The 14,638-nt window shown below is 63.0% G+C and carries 18 protein-coding genes; 8 read left to right on the top strand and 10 right to left on the bottom strand.

Annotated features, from left to right (window positions below; translation table 11 throughout):
- Positions 1 to 17: 17 nt before the first annotated feature.
- The 5 genes from LMTR21_RS18855 to LMTR21_RS18875 form a co-directional block, all read right to left on the bottom strand.
- The gene (locus LMTR21_RS18855; RefSeq protein ID WP_065755003.1) at positions 18 to 1,094 is read right to left on the bottom strand and encodes a TRAP transporter substrate-binding protein; all 1,077 of its coding nucleotides are present in this window, start codon (positions 1,092 to 1,094) and stop codon (positions 18 to 20) included.
- Positions 1,095 to 1,272: 178 nt separating this feature from the next.
- Positions 1,273 to 1,827, bottom strand: coding sequence for a dihydrofolate reductase family protein (locus tag LMTR21_RS18860; protein WP_065755002.1), 555 nt, complete (start codon positions 1,825 to 1,827; stop codon positions 1,273 to 1,275).
- An 18-nt stretch (positions 1,828 to 1,845) separates the two neighbouring features.
- Positions 1,846 to 2,799 (bottom strand): polysaccharide deacetylase family protein, encoded by a 954-nt coding sequence (locus LMTR21_RS18865; RefSeq protein ID WP_065755289.1) that lies wholly within the window; start codon positions 2,797 to 2,799, stop codon positions 1,846 to 1,848.
- Positions 2,800 to 2,956: 157 nt separating this feature from the next.
- Positions 2,957 to 3,529: a glutathione peroxidase gene (locus LMTR21_RS18870; RefSeq protein ID WP_065755001.1), complete on the bottom strand. Its 573-nt coding sequence runs from the start codon at positions 3,527 to 3,529 to the stop codon at positions 2,957 to 2,959.
- A 72-nt stretch (positions 3,530 to 3,601) separates the two neighbouring features.
- Positions 3,602 to 5,317, bottom strand: coding sequence for a L,D-transpeptidase (locus LMTR21_RS18875; protein ID WP_246175665.1), 1,716 nt, complete (start codon positions 5,315 to 5,317; stop codon positions 3,602 to 3,604).
- 334 nt (positions 5,318 to 5,651) lie between these two features.
- Between LMTR21_RS18875 and LMTR21_RS18880 the strand changes: the two genes are divergently transcribed.
- Positions 5,652 to 6,200, top strand: coding sequence for a CreA family protein (locus LMTR21_RS18880; protein ID WP_065754999.1), 549 nt, complete (start codon positions 5,652 to 5,654; stop codon positions 6,198 to 6,200).
- A 32-nt stretch (positions 6,201 to 6,232) separates the two neighbouring features.
- Here LMTR21_RS18880 and LMTR21_RS18885 read toward each other — a convergent pair whose 3' ends face one another.
- Entirely contained in the window at positions 6,233 to 6,523 is a 291-nt protein-coding gene (locus LMTR21_RS18885; protein ID WP_141688489.1) for a hypothetical protein, read from the bottom strand.
- Positions 6,524 to 6,909: 386 nt separating this feature from the next.
- Here LMTR21_RS18885 and LMTR21_RS40075 point away from each other — a divergent pair, with 386 nt between their 5' ends.
- The 4 genes from LMTR21_RS40075 (at position 6,910) to LMTR21_RS18900 (ending at position 8,684) form a co-directional block, all read left to right on the top strand.
- Positions 6,910 to 7,071 carry a hypothetical protein gene (locus LMTR21_RS40075; protein WP_187399374.1) on the top strand — a complete coding sequence of 54 codons (162 nt, stop codon included), beginning with the start codon at positions 6,910 to 6,912 and terminating at the stop codon, positions 7,069 to 7,071.
- Positions 7,072 to 7,115: 44 nt separating this feature from the next.
- The gene (locus LMTR21_RS18890; protein ID WP_065754998.1) at positions 7,116 to 7,514 is read left to right on the top strand and encodes a hypothetical protein; all 399 of its coding nucleotides are present in this window, start codon (positions 7,116 to 7,118) and stop codon (positions 7,512 to 7,514) included.
- Positions 7,515 to 7,614: 100 nt separating this feature from the next.
- On the top strand, positions 7,615 to 8,088 hold the full coding sequence (locus LMTR21_RS40080) for a hypothetical protein (RefSeq protein ID WP_065754997.1): 474 nt from the start codon (positions 7,615 to 7,617) through the stop codon (positions 8,086 to 8,088).
- A 176-nt stretch (positions 8,089 to 8,264) separates the two neighbouring features.
- Complete coding sequence (locus LMTR21_RS18900; RefSeq protein ID WP_246175710.1) at positions 8,265 to 8,684, top strand: nuclear transport factor 2 family protein; 420 nt, start codon at positions 8,265 to 8,267, stop codon at positions 8,682 to 8,684.
- 16 nt (positions 8,685 to 8,700) lie between these two features.
- Here LMTR21_RS18900 and LMTR21_RS18905 read toward each other — a convergent pair whose 3' ends face one another.
- From LMTR21_RS18905 to pdxR, 3 genes are all read right to left on the bottom strand, one after another.
- Positions 8,701 to 8,931, bottom strand: coding sequence for a DUF6719 family protein (locus LMTR21_RS18905; RefSeq protein ID WP_065755288.1), 231 nt, complete (start codon positions 8,929 to 8,931; stop codon positions 8,701 to 8,703).
- A gap of 20 nt (positions 8,932 to 8,951) precedes the next feature.
- Positions 8,952 to 9,104: a hypothetical protein gene (locus LMTR21_RS40085; protein WP_187399375.1), complete on the bottom strand. Its 153-nt coding sequence runs from the start codon at positions 9,102 to 9,104 to the stop codon at positions 8,952 to 8,954.
- 87 nt (positions 9,105 to 9,191) lie between these two features.
- Positions 9,192 to 10,691 (bottom strand): MocR-like pyridoxine biosynthesis transcription factor PdxR, encoded by a 1,500-nt coding sequence (pdxR, locus tag LMTR21_RS18910; protein ID WP_065754995.1) that lies wholly within the window; start codon positions 10,689 to 10,691, stop codon positions 9,192 to 9,194.
- A 75-nt stretch (positions 10,692 to 10,766) separates the two neighbouring features.
- Here pdxR and LMTR21_RS18915 point away from each other — a divergent pair, with 75 nt between their 5' ends.
- Positions 10,767 to 11,492, top strand: coding sequence for a pyridoxamine 5'-phosphate oxidase family protein (locus LMTR21_RS18915; protein WP_065754994.1), 726 nt, complete (start codon positions 10,767 to 10,769; stop codon positions 11,490 to 11,492).
- Between the two features lie 51 nt (positions 11,493 to 11,543).
- Positions 11,544 to 12,821: an ArgE/DapE family deacylase gene (locus tag LMTR21_RS18920; RefSeq protein ID WP_065754993.1), complete on the top strand. Its 1,278-nt coding sequence runs from the start codon at positions 11,544 to 11,546 to the stop codon at positions 12,819 to 12,821.
- Between the two features lie 96 nt (positions 12,822 to 12,917).
- Here LMTR21_RS18920 and LMTR21_RS18925 read toward each other — a convergent pair whose 3' ends face one another.
- Positions 12,918 to 13,709: a cobalamin-binding protein gene (locus tag LMTR21_RS18925; RefSeq protein WP_065755287.1), complete on the bottom strand. Its 792-nt coding sequence runs from the start codon at positions 13,707 to 13,709 to the stop codon at positions 12,918 to 12,920.
- 124 nt (positions 13,710 to 13,833) lie between these two features.
- Between LMTR21_RS18925 and LMTR21_RS18930 the strand changes: the two genes are divergently transcribed.
- Positions 13,834 to 14,232, top strand: a complete 399-nt coding sequence (locus LMTR21_RS18930) for a PaaI family thioesterase (RefSeq protein WP_065754992.1) — start codon at positions 13,834 to 13,836, stop codon at positions 14,230 to 14,232.
- The last annotated feature ends 406 nt before the right edge of the window (positions 14,233 to 14,638 follow it).

Here is a 14,638-nt window from a genome sequence, read left to right on the forward strand (position 1 = left end):
CTACAGGCGAAGAGAGATCACTTCTTGGTCAGATAGATCTTGTTCTTCCAGTAATACTCGCCGGCAAAATTGTACGGCGGGAACCAGGAGAGCTTGAACGGCACGATCTGTTCGGCATAAGCCTTCTGGCTGTCGATCACCTTCCGGTAGAAGGGGTTCTTTGCCGCGTGCTCGGTCTGGATCTTCTCCCACTCGTCGAGGAAGTTCTTCAGGACCTCGTCGGGCGTGCGATGCATTTGGACGCCTGCCTTGAGCAGCTCCTGGCAAGCGTGCGCCGTCTCGCGGTTGAAGGCGAAGTTGCGCGTCGTCGTTGCGTAAACGCTCGCCACCTTGATGATTTCCTGCAGGTCCGGCGTGAGCTTCTTCCAGACGTCGCCGTTGATCATCAATTGGCCGCCGGTGACGGGCTCATGCATGCCCGGCGTGTAGTAGTGCTTGGCGACCTGGTGCAGACCGAGCTTCTTGTCCTCTTCGCAGTTGATCCATTCGGCGCCTTCGATCACGCCGCGCTCCATTGCGGGCACGATCTCGCCGCCGGGAATGGTGACAACCGAGACGCCGAGCCGGCCGTAGGTTTCCGCACCGATGCCGTAGATGCGGTACTTCAGGCCCTTGAGATCGGCCAGGCTGTTGATCTCCTTCTTGAACCAGCCCATTCCCTGCGGGTAGTCGGTCGGGATCGGGAAGCCGACGACGTTCAGCTTGAGAACGTCCTTGTAGAACTCGTCGAGCAGCTTCATGCCGCCGCCGTCATAGTACCAGGCCCAGTAGTCCGAGCCGTCCATACCGTACAGCGGACCGTGCGACATCGGAATTGTCGCGGTGTTGCGGCCGAGGATGTAGCCGAACGGCCCCATGCCGACATCGAGCACGTTCTTGGAGGTGGCGTCGAACACCTCGAAGGCAGGCACGATCGCGCCCGCCGGAAGCGTCTCGATCTTGAGACGGCCGGCCGTCATCTTTTCGACGGTCTCCGCCCACAGCTTGAAGATCAGATGGAAGTTCGAGGATGCGGGGTGGGTCGACTGACCCTTCAGAACGAGCGGCTTTTCGGTAGTCTGAGCGTAAACCGGTTCAGCAAAGACGGTGACCATTCCAAGAGTCACCGCTGCAACCATGGTTGAAGCGTACCTCAACATGTCGTTGGTCCTCCCGATGATGTTATGTGTCTTTTTTTCTTTTCAGGGTGGAACCGCGTCCGCGTGCTGTCAAGCGCGATCTCTAGCCGCAGGTGGCTCGCGACGAGGCTGATTTGAACGAAAGGATTACGCCCTAGGCGTTGCGCCGCCACGGTGTGACGCTGACTTCATCGGCGGCATCGAGCATCTGCGGTTCGCCGGCACGCAAGCCATGCGCGGCCAGGATCTCCTGCGGAGAGCGCGCAGGCACGCCCGGGAAGCACGGCTCGCCGCCGGGCAGGCGGACATGCGGCGCGGTCGACAGCCAGAACTCGTCGTAGCGGTCCATGAACATGCCGAACACGCCGGGGCCGCCAATCACGGCGACGGTGCCGGACGCGACGCCGGCATACTGGCAGGCGGCTTCGAAGGATGGGCCGGCGGGATTCCACAGCGTCGCGTTCGGATTGGTCGGATCGGGTGCGATCGCAGCTACCGTTCGCGTCAGGATGACGCGCTTGCGCTGCGGCGAATTTGGCTGGTCCTCATAGGAATTGCGCCCGTGCAGGATCAGGTCGACGCGGTCGAGGGCGGCGGTGAAAAACGCCTTGTCGCCCTCGAACTTCAATTCGTCAGGCATGACGTTGCGCGCATCCGCCAGCATGCCGTCGGCGGAGACGATGACATAGCCTTCGATGCGCAGCGCCACGTGTGCGTCGCGCCGCTTTTATTCCGAGATCGTCTGGACGACGCTGGAGACCGGGCGCGAGCTCACGGTCGGCAGCTTGAGGTCCTTGACGATGTCCTCGTCATATTGCGCGATGGTCTGGATCGGCGCCTTGGCGCGCATCGCGACCACCTTGTAGCCGCCAGCCTTCAGCTTTTTGAGAAGCTCGGGCAGGGCTTCCGCGGTGTGCTTCTGGAAGTCGTGCATCAGGATGATGCCCTTGCCGTTCTTGTCGACCTTGCGCATCACGTTGTCGATGATGGTTTGCGCCTTGCTTGCCTTGAAATCGAAGGAGTCGAGGTCGCAGGAGAAGATCGCGATGTTGCGGGTGCCGAGATAGGTCACCATCTCCGGCGGGTGCTGCAGCGCGGGGAAGCGGAAGAACGGCGCCGGGGCCTTGCCGAGCGCCCATTTCACAGCGCTAAAACCCTTTTCGATTTCATCCTTGCGCTGCTGCTCGGTCAGCTTCTTGTTGACGAGGGCGGCATGCGACCAGGTGTGCGATCCGATCGAGTGGCCGGCCGCCGCGACCTGCCTGAGGATTTCGGGATAGTAGGTGGCGTGCTTGCCGATCGGGAAGAAGATACCGGTGGTGCACTCCTCCGCGAGCGTTTTCAGCACCGCAGGCGTATTCACCGGCCACGGACCGTCGTCGAAGGTCAGCACTACTTCCTTGTCGCGAAGGAAGTCGAGCTCCTTGAAATGCTCGAAGCCGAAGCCGGGACCGCCCGTGGTGTCGATCTCGACGGTGCGGCCGATGCCGAGTGCGTTGGGATTGTTGCAGGGCGGACGGGTCGAGACCGGCGCCGGCGGCGGGGCGGGGACCGGCGCTGCCGCTGGAGTGGCCTGAGGAGCCGCCGCCGCGCCCTTGGTGGGTAGCGCCTGCGACCACGCCGCGCTGGATGCCAACAACGAAACCGCGCCTGCAAAGATCATCCCTGCCGCAACACGCATCTTGTTTTCCTTAAATTTGAATCCCGCATCCGGTCGCGGCGCTGCGCCCGTCCGGTCTGCCTCCATTCCCCGAAGCAGATAGTAGCCTAGTTGGAGCAAGCGCGCCAACGCAACCGTTGCGATCACACGCAGCGGGTTTGTCCCCGAGCCGGTTAATTCAGGAAGCAGCCAGTGCCCGAGCGATGGCGGTTTTCACCCGTGTATCCACGGGGTCGACGGATTCCGGGAAGACCTCGGCAATGTAGCCGTCGCGGCCGATCAGGTATTTATGGAAGTTCCAGCGTGGAACATCCTTCGGCCGCGCCTCCGCCGCCCATTTGTAGAAGGGATGAGCGTTCGGTCCCTTGACGACGGCCTTTGCGGCGATCGGGAAAGAGACGCGGTGGTTTTGAGCGGTTGCGGTGATTTCGGTCGCGCCGCCCGGCTCCTGGCCGCCGAAATCGTTGGACGGAATGCCGACGATCATCAGGCCGCGGCCGCCGAATTCTGTCCACAATTCCTGCAGGCCGCCATATTGCGGCGTGTAGCCGCAAAGCGAAGCGGTGTTGACGATCAGGATCGGCCGGCCGGCAAATTCGGAAAGCCTGATGTCGCCGCCGGAAAGCCCGGGAAACGAAAACGCGTAGGCCGTGATCCGGCTCATGCCGGCCTGCGCCAGGGATTGCCTGTTCGAGGCGGCGGCTGCGATCGCGGCCAGCGCCGCCGTCATCACGCTCCTGCGGTCGATCATGAAACGCCTCGGCTGTGGTTCAACAGCGCAAAGCATAGCGCAACGTCCGGACGGTCGCCGCTCAACAAGCCGTTATGGCCGGACCGCGCGCAGAGGGACGATGAAATCGGTGCCTTCGCCGGTTTCGCCGCCCTGGTTGATGCTGTGATCGGACACAATGATCGATCCGCCGGTGGTCAGCACCTCCGCGATCCGAACGAGCGCGTCCTGCGGGATCGTGATGCGGTCCAGCGCCTCGGCCGGGCTGTTCTGCGCCGGCAGCGGCTTCGCTTCGGCGGGTGAACCGCCGGCCAGCCTGCGCCGCGCAGGACGTTCGTCCTCGCTGACTGGAGCAGCGTTGCGCGCCGCAGGCAGCGACACCACCGACCAGCGCAGCAGATTGGGATCGGTCTTGTCGGCTTCCGCAGTGAATACATGCGTGCCCAGCGGCCGGTCGCCCGGCGCGATTGTCACTGGAACGTCGAATTGCGGCTTGAAGCTTTCGCGGACGTAGAGCTTGGCGTCCTTGCGGCTGACCAGCACGGCGATCTGGCCAGGGCGCCGGGGCGCTTCTGCCTTGGCAGCCTTTTCCCCGCCGGGCAGACGCGCCGGATCTTTCTTCGCGTCAGGTGCAATGGCCGGTGCATCGGTGACCGCCTTGACGGACTCTGCCGGCTTTTCGGTGGCCTTCGATTCATTCGCGTTGAGTTCAACGGCCTTGGTTTCGGGAGCCTTGGATTCGGAAGTCCTGGTTTCCTCGACCTTCGGCGCTGTCGCCTTGGCAGGCTCCGCATTGGTAATGGCCGCCGCGGGCGTCTCGCTATTTATTTCGTCCGGTTTCGCTTCAGCTTTCACCTCGCCGAGCTTGTCCTCGGCCTTGACGCTCTCGCCTGCGGAAACCTCGGTCTTCGCGGGCTCGCTCGCCACGGCAGGGTCAGCCTTTGCTTCCGTGTTCGCGGTCTCGCCAACCGACTGCGCCTTGGCTGCAGACGGCGCTGCATCGGACATGACCGCGTTCTTCGCCGCCAGCGCGCTGCTGGCATCCGCGGTGTGGGTCTGTTCGCGCAACGGGGCCGTGTGTCCAAGCGTCGATCGAAGATCGAGACTCGGCTCCGAGTTCGCCAGGCTGGCATTCGCCGGCCTGGTCGCGCCGCCGGCGTCCGCGCCCTTGTCGCTCTTGATCGCGGGCGCATCGAGCTTGGGATCATCGGCGATCAGCGGCTGCGGCACGACCTTCTGCGCCACCAGCAAGGGGTGCGAAATACTGGCCGGCGTGATCTGGCCGGGCGTGATGATCACGCGCGCGCCCATCCTGGTCCAGTTCCACATCTTCATGGCAAAGGCCGTCGGCATGCGGATGCAGCCGTGCGATGCCGGATAGCCCGGCAGCACGCCGGCATGCAGCGCAATGCCCGACCAGGTGATGCGCTGCATGTAAGGCATCGGTGCGCCGCTGTAGATATTGGAGCGGTGCATCTTGTGCTTCTGGATGACGCTGAACACGCCCATCGGGGTTGAATGCCCCTTCATGCCCGTCGATACCGGGCTTTCGGCGAACAACCCGTTGGCGTCGTAAACGCGGACCTTCTGCTGCTCGATCGAGACCGCGATGATCAGCGGCCCATGCGGCTTGGCGTTGGTTTCCTTGACGGCCGTCTCAGACTTGGCCGACGGCCGGCGCACCTTTGGCTTGCGCGGCTGCGCCGGCGGCATCGGCCGATAATAGCTCGGATCGGAATCCTGCCAGTAGAACATGGTCGCGGCATCCGCCTGGGAAGCGGTGGCAATAGAGCCGGCCACGGTCAACATCGCAATCTGCCAAAATCGCTGCCTGGAAATAGTCGCGTCCGCAATACTCGTACTGAAAAACCGATGCTCGCTCACGCGCATAATCCTCAAATCCAGTTACTCGAATTTACCGTCTTGCCAATCCGTTTGTTGTCGCAGAGGCGAAAAGCGTTCACCAGCGTAGGCCTTATAATTTCAGCGCTTTTCGCCCTGATCGTAGCAAAAAAGCCTCACATTCCGTTAAACGACCGCGGTCGGGCTGGCTGGGGGTATCGCACTATCGAGTCAGCACGATGGCCTTCCTGTTCGGCATTGCAGCACTACATAGGCGACGTGCCCTTCAGCGGAGATATCAATGACATCCAAGGCCGTCGTTAAGTGTGACAAGAAGTGGGAAATTTTGGCCTTGGTGGTGTTGGCGCTGACAGTGTGGCAGGCATCCCCGGCGTCGGCCGCTGATGAGCCCGACCTGATCTTTCGCCGTTCGACGGTGTTCAAATGGCTGAGCCCGAACGACAAGCTTGCGACCTACGCCGTCGACGACCCTGAAGTCGACGGGGTCGCCTGTCACTTCACCGTGCCGGAAAAGGGCGGCTTCAAGGGCTGGCTCGGGCTTGCCGAGGAGGTCTCGGACATCTCGCTGGCCTGCCGCCAGATCGGCCCCGTCAAGTTCAAGCACAAGCTGGAGCAGGGCGACGACATGTTTCGCCAGCGCCGCTCGCTGTTCTTCAAGAAGATGCAGATCGTTCGCGGCTGCGATGCCAAGCGCAACGTGCTGGTCTACATGGTCTATTCGGACAGGCTGATCGAAGGCTCACCCAAGAACTCGACCTCCTCGGTGCCGATCATGCCCTGGGGGGCGACCGAGGCCGGGGTTCAGAAATGCGGTGAATTCTTCCAGTAAGTCCGATGCCATCCCGGATTCGGGATGAGGGCTTACCGTTTGAGCGGATTGGGATATTGGCGGACCTCCGGGCCGGGCGCGACCTTGCGGTCGCGGCAACCGACCAGATGGACGAATTTCTGCGGCGCCGAGACATTGCCGCGGAACTCGCCGCCTTGCTGCGACATCGCACCACAAACGCGTGACGGATGCTCTGAGGCTTTTTCCTGGCGCTTGAGGGAGGGATCGATCCGCGAGTTACTCCCGGACAAATTTCCAACAACCGGCTGGCCGGGTTTGCGGGTCGGGGTGTCATTGCCAACATCGGTGTTGCGATGGCCCACGACTGCTGTCCTTTGTTGAGGAAGGGTCGAAACGCACGAGCCCGCGCAAAGTTGCACGGTGTCCGGTTGAGTCGGCCGGACCGAGGCTTCGGTTCATCCGATAACGCCTGTGAACGAGACGGCCCTCGTCCACTGGACGAAGGCCAAAGCGGCCCGATTGGCCGGCTTGCGGCGTTCAGCCGGAACATCCGAGGCGAGGGTGCCCTAGCTGAATTCATTGGACTTTTCCCGCCATTGTTTCGTCGAGCAGTGGCGACGAAACAATTCTCCTGTGTGACGAAACCATTTTTCTTTTTTGGCGCAGATGTCCGGAAACGGCCCGCGGGTATCAGATTGGCAACGAGACGGCGGCGGCTAGCGGCCACCGACAACCGGAGACAGTTTAGATGCGGAACCTCAGCTTCATCCTCGCCTTTGCCTTCGTTCTGGCGGGTCCCTCGATGGCTGGTTCTTCGGATCAGGGTCTGCCGGGCGTCGGTACCTTTGCCTACAGTGGTTCGCCGGTTGCGACCACGGCGTTGCAGCCGATGGTCATCGCCGCCAAGTAAGCGTGACGGGTCCGTTGCAAAGAGATTGCCGATAAAGGCCCTGTATGTCCGCACGTATCTGTTTGGCCGTAATTCTGACGTCCCTCCTTCTCAGCGGCGCAGCGCAGGCTCAGGTCCAGTTTCAGCCGCCGCAGACCTCATTCCGTTCGCTCTTCAAGGTGCCCGATCCGCGCGGCGAGTTCGTGCGGCTCTGCGCACCTCATATGGTCGGACGTTGGGCGCATCCCGAAAGCGTCTGCGGCTGCCTGCACGACTACGCCGCCGCGACCGTGGAAGATGCCGACCTGCGCGAAGCATTGCTGCGCGGCATCAGCGAGACCGGCGTGCCGACGATCGAGACCGCCTGGGTCCCGGCGTCGAAGCAATCCCAGATCGGACCGACCTTCACCAAGATTGCCAAGCCGACGCTGCAATGCATGTTTGAGCCCGCGACGAACCAGTAACGCCGGCGTTACTTAGTCTCCTGCAATTCCCTCAGTCTCGACACGTCGATAACGGCCATTGTAAGCAATGGCCGGTCGACGATCTCTGCGGGGCCTGTCAATGCAGCCGGGACGAATCCTGCTCTCATGCGCGGTGCTTGTCGTGCTGGGCATGCCAGCCGCCGCTGCGCCCGATGAGGACCTGTTGGGAAAGGCGGCCGGTTATCCGATCGGCTCGGGCGCCAACTGGTTTTATGACGAAAGCGTCCGGGTCGGATCGTTCAGCCATCTCGACAGCATCCTGCCGCACTACACGCTGAAGAAGGCGGCTCACGCAGGACTCGGTTGCGGCGCTGCGCGCCTTCCCGACGCGCGAGGTCGAGCAGGGGAGCCGCTTTCACTATGCGTCCAATCAGACGGTGGCACTGACGCCACCGACTGGCACCGCCAGCCCGAGGCGTTCACGCCGCGCAAGGCGACGCCCTATTTCGGCTATGGCTACCAGTTCTGGCTGTTTCCGAGCGAGAAGCGGCGGTTCGCGCTGCTCGGCGTCTACGGGCAGTCTTCTTCGTCGATCCCGAACTCAAGCTGGTGATGGTCATTACCGCGGCGGCGAAGAACGCCAGCGTCGGCAAGGAGTCGTTCGCGCGCGAACGCGATGCGTTGTGGCGCGGGGTCGTCGCCAAATACGGTAGCTGGTAGTTGGGCTCAACATCGAAACAGATAGCACAGGGGAACACCATGCGAACCATCATCATCGGCCTGATCGGCATGTTGCCGTTCGTCGTGTCGCCAGCCTCAGCCGCCGAGCCGGGGAGTGAGGAAGCCAACAAGAAGGCGGTGCTCGAATTCTACGATGCGGCGCTCAACCGGAAAGACTTCGACGCTGCCGCGAAGTATTTCGGGCCACACTATATCCAGCACAATCCGACGGCGCCTGACGGCATCGAGGGCTTCAAGAACTTCCTTGGGTTCCTGAGAGAGAAATTTCCGGACTCCCGCAGCGAGATCAAGCGCGTTTTTGCCGACGGCGACCATGTGATCCTTCACGTCCACAGCGTACGCGAGAAGGGTACGCGCGGCCGCGCCATCGTCGACATTTTCCGGCTCGAGAACGGCAAGATCGTCGAGCACTGGGACGTCGTGCAGGAAATTCCGGAGAAGGCCGCCAACACCAACGGGATGTTCTAGGTTCGGGCGAGCGTTTCTAGCGCCGCTTCGTTCCGAGCCGCTGGATGCATTTGCGCGTGCGCACGACGCCTGACGTCGTCATCTGCGAGCCCTGGACTTCCTTGATCTGTCCGGCCGGGCACGATCCGTCATCGACCAGGACGCGCTGGCCGAGCCTGAGGTCGACGATGTCCTGCTCGCGCGAGACCGTTTGCGCGAGCGCAGGCGTGGCGAGCAACAACAGGACGAGGGCGGCGGAGGCTTTCATCGGCGTCAATTCGATCTTCCTCACTTGGTTTTGATTTTCAGCCCGTCGGGGCCGACATTGATCTGCAGGCCCTCGGGTTCTTGCTTGGCTTGATAGAGATTGTAGCCGAGCACGCCGACGGCGACGATCAACACGCCGATAATGAGATACAGGACGTTGCGATTGCCGGGCATCCGCCGTTTCCGCCGTGAAATTGATTTGAGGCAACGAGCTTAGTGACGCGGCGGCGATTCTGATAGAGCGACGGTCGGCCGGAGCGTTCAGCCCGCGGCCTTCCGCTGCTTGGCTCGACCGGTTCCATGCGGATTGCGAGTTGCCTGCAAGGCGGCCAGCGATGATTTCGCCAGCCGCTCGGCCGAGGCGACCAGTTGCGGCAGCTTGTGGCCGGCAAATCCCAGCACAAAGCCCGGCAATGGCCGCGCGCGAAAATAGGTTTCTGCCAACAGCCAGCCCGCGACACCGGCATCCGCCTTTGCCTTGGCGGCAACCAGCGGATCGGTCGCGGAATCGAACCGCGCGACCAGATGCAGGCCCTGCGAGGGCACGGGCACCGAGAGCTGTCCCTGCGACGCCGCCGACAGCGTCGAGGCCAGCACGTCGCGCGCTTCGCGGTAGATCCCGCGCACCTTGCGCAGGTTGGCGGCGAACGCGCCGGAATTCAGCATGTCCGCCACCGCGCCTTCCAGCAGCGTGCCGGGAAAGCGGTCGAGCGCGGCGCGGGCTGTCGTCACCGGTCCGACGAGGCGCTCGGGCAGGGCGCAATAGCCGATGCGCAATCCCGGAAACAAGGTCTTGGCAAACGTGCCCATGTAGATCACGCGTGAGAGGTGATCGATGCCGGCAAGCGACAGCAGTGGCGCGCCGTCGTATCGAAACTCGCTGTCGTAATCGTCCTCGATCACGAAGGCGCCGGCGTCCCTGGCCCAGTCGAGCAATTCCAGCCGCCGCGTCATCGACATCTGCACGCCCAGCGGAAACTGGTGCGACGGGGTCACGTAGGCCGCGCCCGCCGCAGCAGCGAGCGCCCGGCCTTTGGCGACGATCATGCCTGAAGTATCGACCGGCACGGCGACGGGACGCAGGCCGCAATGTCCGATCGCTCGTCGCGCGGCGGGATAGCCGGGATCCTCGCACCAGATCTGATCGCCAACCTTGAGGATCGCGCTGAGCACGATCCGTAAGCCATGCTGCGTTCCCGAGGTCAGCATGATCTGGTCGGGATCGCAGCGCAGCCCGCGCGCCGACAGCAGGTGGTCCGCAATGGCGGCGCGGAGTTCATGGCTGCCGCGCGGGTCGCCATAGTGAAGGTGCTCGGTGCCGAAGGCGCGCATGCGCCGGCCGGCGAACGCCCGGAAGCGTTGCAGCGCCCGCTCGTCAATATGCGTGCAGCCGAGCGCCAGCGGGCCCTGCTGCTGCGGCTCGATTGCGATCTTCTTCTTGCGCGCCTCGTTGGCCGGGGCGGGGATGCGCGCGGCGACGAAGGTGCCGGAGCCGACGGTGGCCACGGCAAAACCATCCGCGATCAGCCGCTCATAGGCCGAGGTGACGGCGTTGCGGCGAAAACCGGTCTGCTTGGCCAGCGTGCGCGACGGCGGCAGCGGCTCGCCGGGCTTTGCGATCCCGCCGGTGATGGCGTGGCACAGCGCCTGATAGAGCCGGTGCTGGGAGGAGGCGCCCGGCGTCACGTGAGGGCCGGAGAGATCGAGCGCGAGCTCGGCCTTGCGGCGGGACGGCGGAGAATTGGTCGGAATTTTTCGCATGGAATTGGCACTATCGCAGGCCAAATTGCCAAGTACAACTGTCGATGAACACACCTGTTTGGATGAGGATTTGCCGTGACCGACGCCGTGACCATCGATGCGTATCCGTTATCGCCGCGAAACCAGGTGAAGCGGCGCCACGATCGCGGCTTCTACGACCATGCCACGGTCCATCGCCTGCTCGACGCCTCGATGCTGTGCCACGTCTCCTATGTGATCGACGGTCAGCCCTATTGCACGCCGACCTTCTTCTGGCGGGAGGGCAGCAAGCTGTACTGGCATGGCAGCAGCGCCAGCCGCATGCTGCGCAACCAGTCCGAAGGCGAGCGGGTCTGCCTCACGGTGGCGCATCTCGACAGCCTGGTGCTGGCCCGCTGCGGTTTCAACCATTCGGCGGACTACCGCGCCGTGATGGCGTTCGGCACCGCCTATCTCGTCACCGATCCGGTCGAGAAGGAACGCGCGCTGGTCGCGATGGTCGACCGCTTCTTTCCTGATCGCACCGCGAGCTTAAGACAAAGCACGGTGCAAGAGATCAAGGCGACGTCGGTCATCGCGATGGAGATCGAGCAGGCGTCCGCCAAGATCAGGTCGAAGGGCGTCGCCGACGACGATGAGGACTACGAATTGCCGATCTATGCGGAGCGAATTCCGGTGCGCACCGTACTGGGGCGGCCGGAACCCTGTCCGCGGCTTCTCGACGGCGTCGAACGCCCGGCGTCGCTCGGTGCCTATTCGGAAGGCCGCCTGCTCGAAGATGCATTGCGGGATGCGCATTTTGTGCATTACGCCGGCGGCTGAGATCGGGGTAGGGTGGCGCTCCCGACCTGAATTCGCGACTGGAGCCGCCGCATGACGACCGATACGCAACAAAGAATCCTCGACGCCGTTGACGCCGGCTTTGACGCGCAACTGGCGACGACGCGGGATTTCGTTGCGATCCCCTCGACCCGCGGCGCCGAGGGACCATGCCAGGACATGATCGGCGACCTGCTGCGGCAACGTGGCTATGAGGTCGACGACTGGCATATCAATGTCGAGGATTTGAAGGACCTGCGCGGCTTCGGCCCGATCGAACATGATTTTTCCAAAGCGCGAACGGTGGTCGGTACTTACCGGCCGTCCAGTAATGCCGGCAAATCGCTGATCCTGCAGGGTCACTGCGACGTCGTTCCCGCAGGTCCCCTCGACATGTGGGAAACGCCGCCGTTCTCTCCGACCATCAAGGACGGCAAGATGTATGGCCGCGGCGCCTGCGACATGAAGTCCGGCACCATCGGCGCGCTCTATGCCCTGGACGCGATCAAGGCCGCGGGACTGAAGCCGACGGCGCGCATCCATTTCCAGTCCGTGATCGAGGAGGAGAGCACCGGCGTCGGCGCACTCTCGACCCTGCAGCGCGGCTATCGCGCGGACGCCTGCTTCATTCCGGAGCCGACGGGCGAGACCATGGTGCGCTCGCAGGTCGGCGTGATCTGGTTTCGCCTGAAGGTGCGCGGCTTCCCGGTGCACGTGTTCGAGGCTGGCGCCGGCGCCAACGCGATCATGGCGGCCTATCATCTGATCCACGCCCTGCAAAAGCTCGAGGCCGACTGGAACGAGCGCGCCAAGGCCGACCGCCATTTCAAGGCAGTCAGCCATCCGCTCAATTTCAATCCGGGCATCATCAAGGGCGGCGACTGGGCCTCGAGCGTGCCGGCCTGGTGCGATGTCGATTGTCGCATCGCGGTCCTGCCGGGCTGGTCGATTGCCGAATGCCAAAAAGAGATTCTGGCCTGCGTCTCGGCGGCGGCGCGCGATCATCGTTTCCTCTCCAACAACCCGCCGCAGGTGGAATGGTCGGGCTTCCTGTCGGAAGGATATGAATTGGTGAACTCGGCCGAGCCGGAGGCCGCATTCGCAAAAGCGTTCGGCGCCGTCTATGGCGGCGTGGTGCCGGACCGAGCGTTCACCGCGCTGACCGACACGCGGTTCTACGGCTTGAACTACAACATCCCAAGCCTGTGCTTCGGCGCCAAAGGCGCGGCGATGCACGGCTTCAACGAGTATGTCGAATTGGATTCGCTGCGGAAGTCGACGAAAGCGACCGCGCTGTTCATCGCGGAATGGTGTGGGGTGGAGAAGGCTTGAGCAGGAAATCGTAGGGTGGGCAAAGCGAAGCGTGCCCACCATTACTTGCACCCGAGCGTTAGATGGTGGGCACGGCGCTACGCGCCTTTGCCCACCCTACGAAACCGGCGAATCCCACAACGCCTTCACGATCGCATCCAGCCCGTCCGTTAGCGCCGCCGGTCCGGGCTGCAGGATGATCGTCGACTTGATCTCGACGATGCGGTTGTTGCGCACCGCCGGGATATCGCTCCAGCCCGGACGCTGCCGAATGCGATCGGGCACAACCTTCTTGCCGCACCATGACGCGAGGATCACATCAGGCGCGGTGTCGCGCACCAGATCGGGCGGAATGATCCGGTCCTTGGCCGCCTGCTGAAACCGTAACTTCGGCAGTGCGTCGTCGCCGCCGGCAATCTCGATCAGCTCGGACACCCAGCCGATGCCGGAGATCAGGGGATCGTCCCATTCCTCGAAATAGACTTTTGGCTTGGGCGCGGGCCGGGGCGTTGCAGCGATCCGCGTAAGGCGCTGTTCAAGATCGCCCGCGAGTTGATCGGCTCGTTCTGTCGCGCCAACGATGGCGCCGAGCGTGCGGATCATCGCGAGGATGCCGGCGATGTCGCGCTGGTTGAAGACGTGGATGGCGATGCCTGCGCGCACCAGATCGGCGACGATGTCAGCCTGCAGATCGGAGAAGGCCAGCACGAGATCCGGCTCAAGCGCCAAAATCTTCGGAATGTCTGCGGAGATGAAGGCCGAAACCCGCGGCTTCTCGCGACGGACCTGCGGCGGCCGCACCGCATAGCCGGAGACGCCGACGATGCGGTCCTGCTCGCCGAGAAGGTACAACGTCTCCACGGTCTCTTCGGTCAGGCAGACGATACGGCGGGGCGGGAACTGGCGCATGCCGATGATATGGCGAATTTCCGGCCCCATGTCACGGCAGCCATTACCTCGGAGGTCATTGCCTGATTTACCGGCAGCCGCCATTCTGTCCGGGACATCATTTCCAAGAAAAGCCGGAGGACGAATGACGCCGCTCGAAAAGATCCAGTCGATGAAGATGCCGTTTGCGGAGCTGAAGGGTGTGACCTTCACGGAGGCCGGAATGGATCGGGTGGTAGCGAAGATGCTGGTGCGGCCGGATCTCTGCACGCTGCGGAATACGATTCACGGTGGCGCCGTCATGGCATTTGCGGATTCGGTCGGTGCCGCGGCGACCGTGATCAATCTGCCTGCGGACGCCAAGGGCACGACCACGATCGAGAGCAAGACCAATTTCATCGGCGGCGCCAAGGAAGGTTCGACCGTGATCGCCACTGCCACGCCGGTGCATCGGGGGCGCCGTACCCAAGTCTGGCAGATGCGGCTGGAAACCGAGGACGGCAAGCTGGTCGCGGTCGTGACGCAGACGCAGATGGTGCTGTAGGGCGTGGATTCATAAAAGTGAAGTCCGGCTTCCAAGGGCCGAGCGGAGAGAGCGCAACTGGCAACTGTATCTTTTCCTCATAGAGAGCAAGGCACGACCTGATCAAAGCACTTTTGCGCGCGCGGAGCGCAGCCGGAACTCCTCGCTGGTGTTGGCCCCAGCGCCTCGAGTTCCAAAGTTCCATGGTGCCCCACACTCACCATCGTATGGCCACGCTTTCGTCAATGCTGCATTCATACCTTGGCGGCTTGGGGCGTACGCAGTCCAGGGGACAAGCCATGGATCGCGCTGGTTCAGATGAGTACGCGGGTTCAGATGAGCGCGCGGGCAACGAGGCCCCAGGGAGCGAGCAGGTATTTTGTGCAAGATGTGCCGCCACGCTTCATCTTTTCATCGAGATACTCGA

It is taken from the genome of Bradyrhizobium paxllaeri, from assembly GCF_001693515.2.
GTDB lineage: Bacteria > Pseudomonadota > Alphaproteobacteria > Rhizobiales > Xanthobacteraceae > Bradyrhizobium > Bradyrhizobium paxllaeri.

What these genes read in the sequence shown, in the direction of transcription:
- LMTR21_RS18870 (WP_065755001.1), bottom strand. Translation starts at nt 3,529, where the DNA reads ATGATCGACCGCAGGAGCGTGATGACGGCGGCGCTGGCCGCGATCGCA.
- LMTR21_RS18880 (WP_065754999.1), top strand. Translation starts at nt 5,652, where the DNA reads ATGACATCCAAGGCCGTCGTTAAGTGTGACAAGAAGTGGGAAATTTTG.
- LMTR21_RS18865 (WP_065755289.1), bottom strand. Translation starts at nt 2,799, where the DNA reads ATGCGTGTTGCGGCAGGGATGATCTTTGCAGGCGCGGTTTCGTTGTTG.
- pdxR (WP_065754995.1), bottom strand. Translation starts at nt 10,691, where the DNA reads ATGCGAAAAATTCCGACCAATTCTCCGCCGTCCCGCCGCAAGGCCGAG.
- LMTR21_RS18905 (WP_065755288.1), bottom strand. Translation starts at nt 8,931, where the DNA reads ATGAAAGCCTCCGCCGCCCTCGTCCTGTTGTTGCTCGCCACGCCTGCG.
- LMTR21_RS18920 (WP_065754993.1), top strand. Translation starts at nt 11,544, where the DNA reads ATGACGACCGATACGCAACAAAGAATCCTCGACGCCGTTGACGCCGGC.
- LMTR21_RS18900 (WP_246175710.1), top strand. Translation starts at nt 8,265, where the DNA reads ATGTTGCCGTTCGTCGTGTCGCCAGCCTCAGCCGCCGAGCCGGGGAGT.
- LMTR21_RS18875 (WP_246175665.1), bottom strand. Translation starts at nt 5,317, where the DNA reads ATGTTGACCGTGGCCGGCTCTATTGCCACCGCTTCCCAGGCGGATGCC.
- LMTR21_RS18925 (WP_065755287.1), bottom strand. Translation starts at nt 13,709, where the DNA reads ATGCGCCAGTTCCCGCCCCGCCGTATCGTCTGCCTGACCGAAGAGACC.
- LMTR21_RS18890 (WP_065754998.1), top strand. Translation starts at nt 7,116, where the DNA reads ATGTCCGCACGTATCTGTTTGGCCGTAATTCTGACGTCCCTCCTTCTC.
- LMTR21_RS40080 (WP_065754997.1), top strand. Translation starts at nt 7,615, where the DNA reads ATGCAGCCGGGACGAATCCTGCTCTCATGCGCGGTGCTTGTCGTGCTG.
- LMTR21_RS18855 (WP_065755003.1), bottom strand. Translation starts at nt 1,094, where the DNA reads ATGGTCACCGTCTTTGCTGAACCGGTTTACGCTCAGACTACCGAAAAG.
- LMTR21_RS40075 (WP_187399374.1), top strand. Translation starts at nt 6,910, where the DNA reads ATGCGGAACCTCAGCTTCATCCTCGCCTTTGCCTTCGTTCTGGCGGGT.
- LMTR21_RS18930 (WP_065754992.1), top strand. Translation starts at nt 13,834, where the DNA reads ATGACGCCGCTCGAAAAGATCCAGTCGATGAAGATGCCGTTTGCGGAG.
- LMTR21_RS40085 (WP_187399375.1), bottom strand. Translation starts at nt 9,104, where the DNA reads ATGCCCGGCAATCGCAACGTCCTGTATCTCATTATCGGCGTGTTGATC.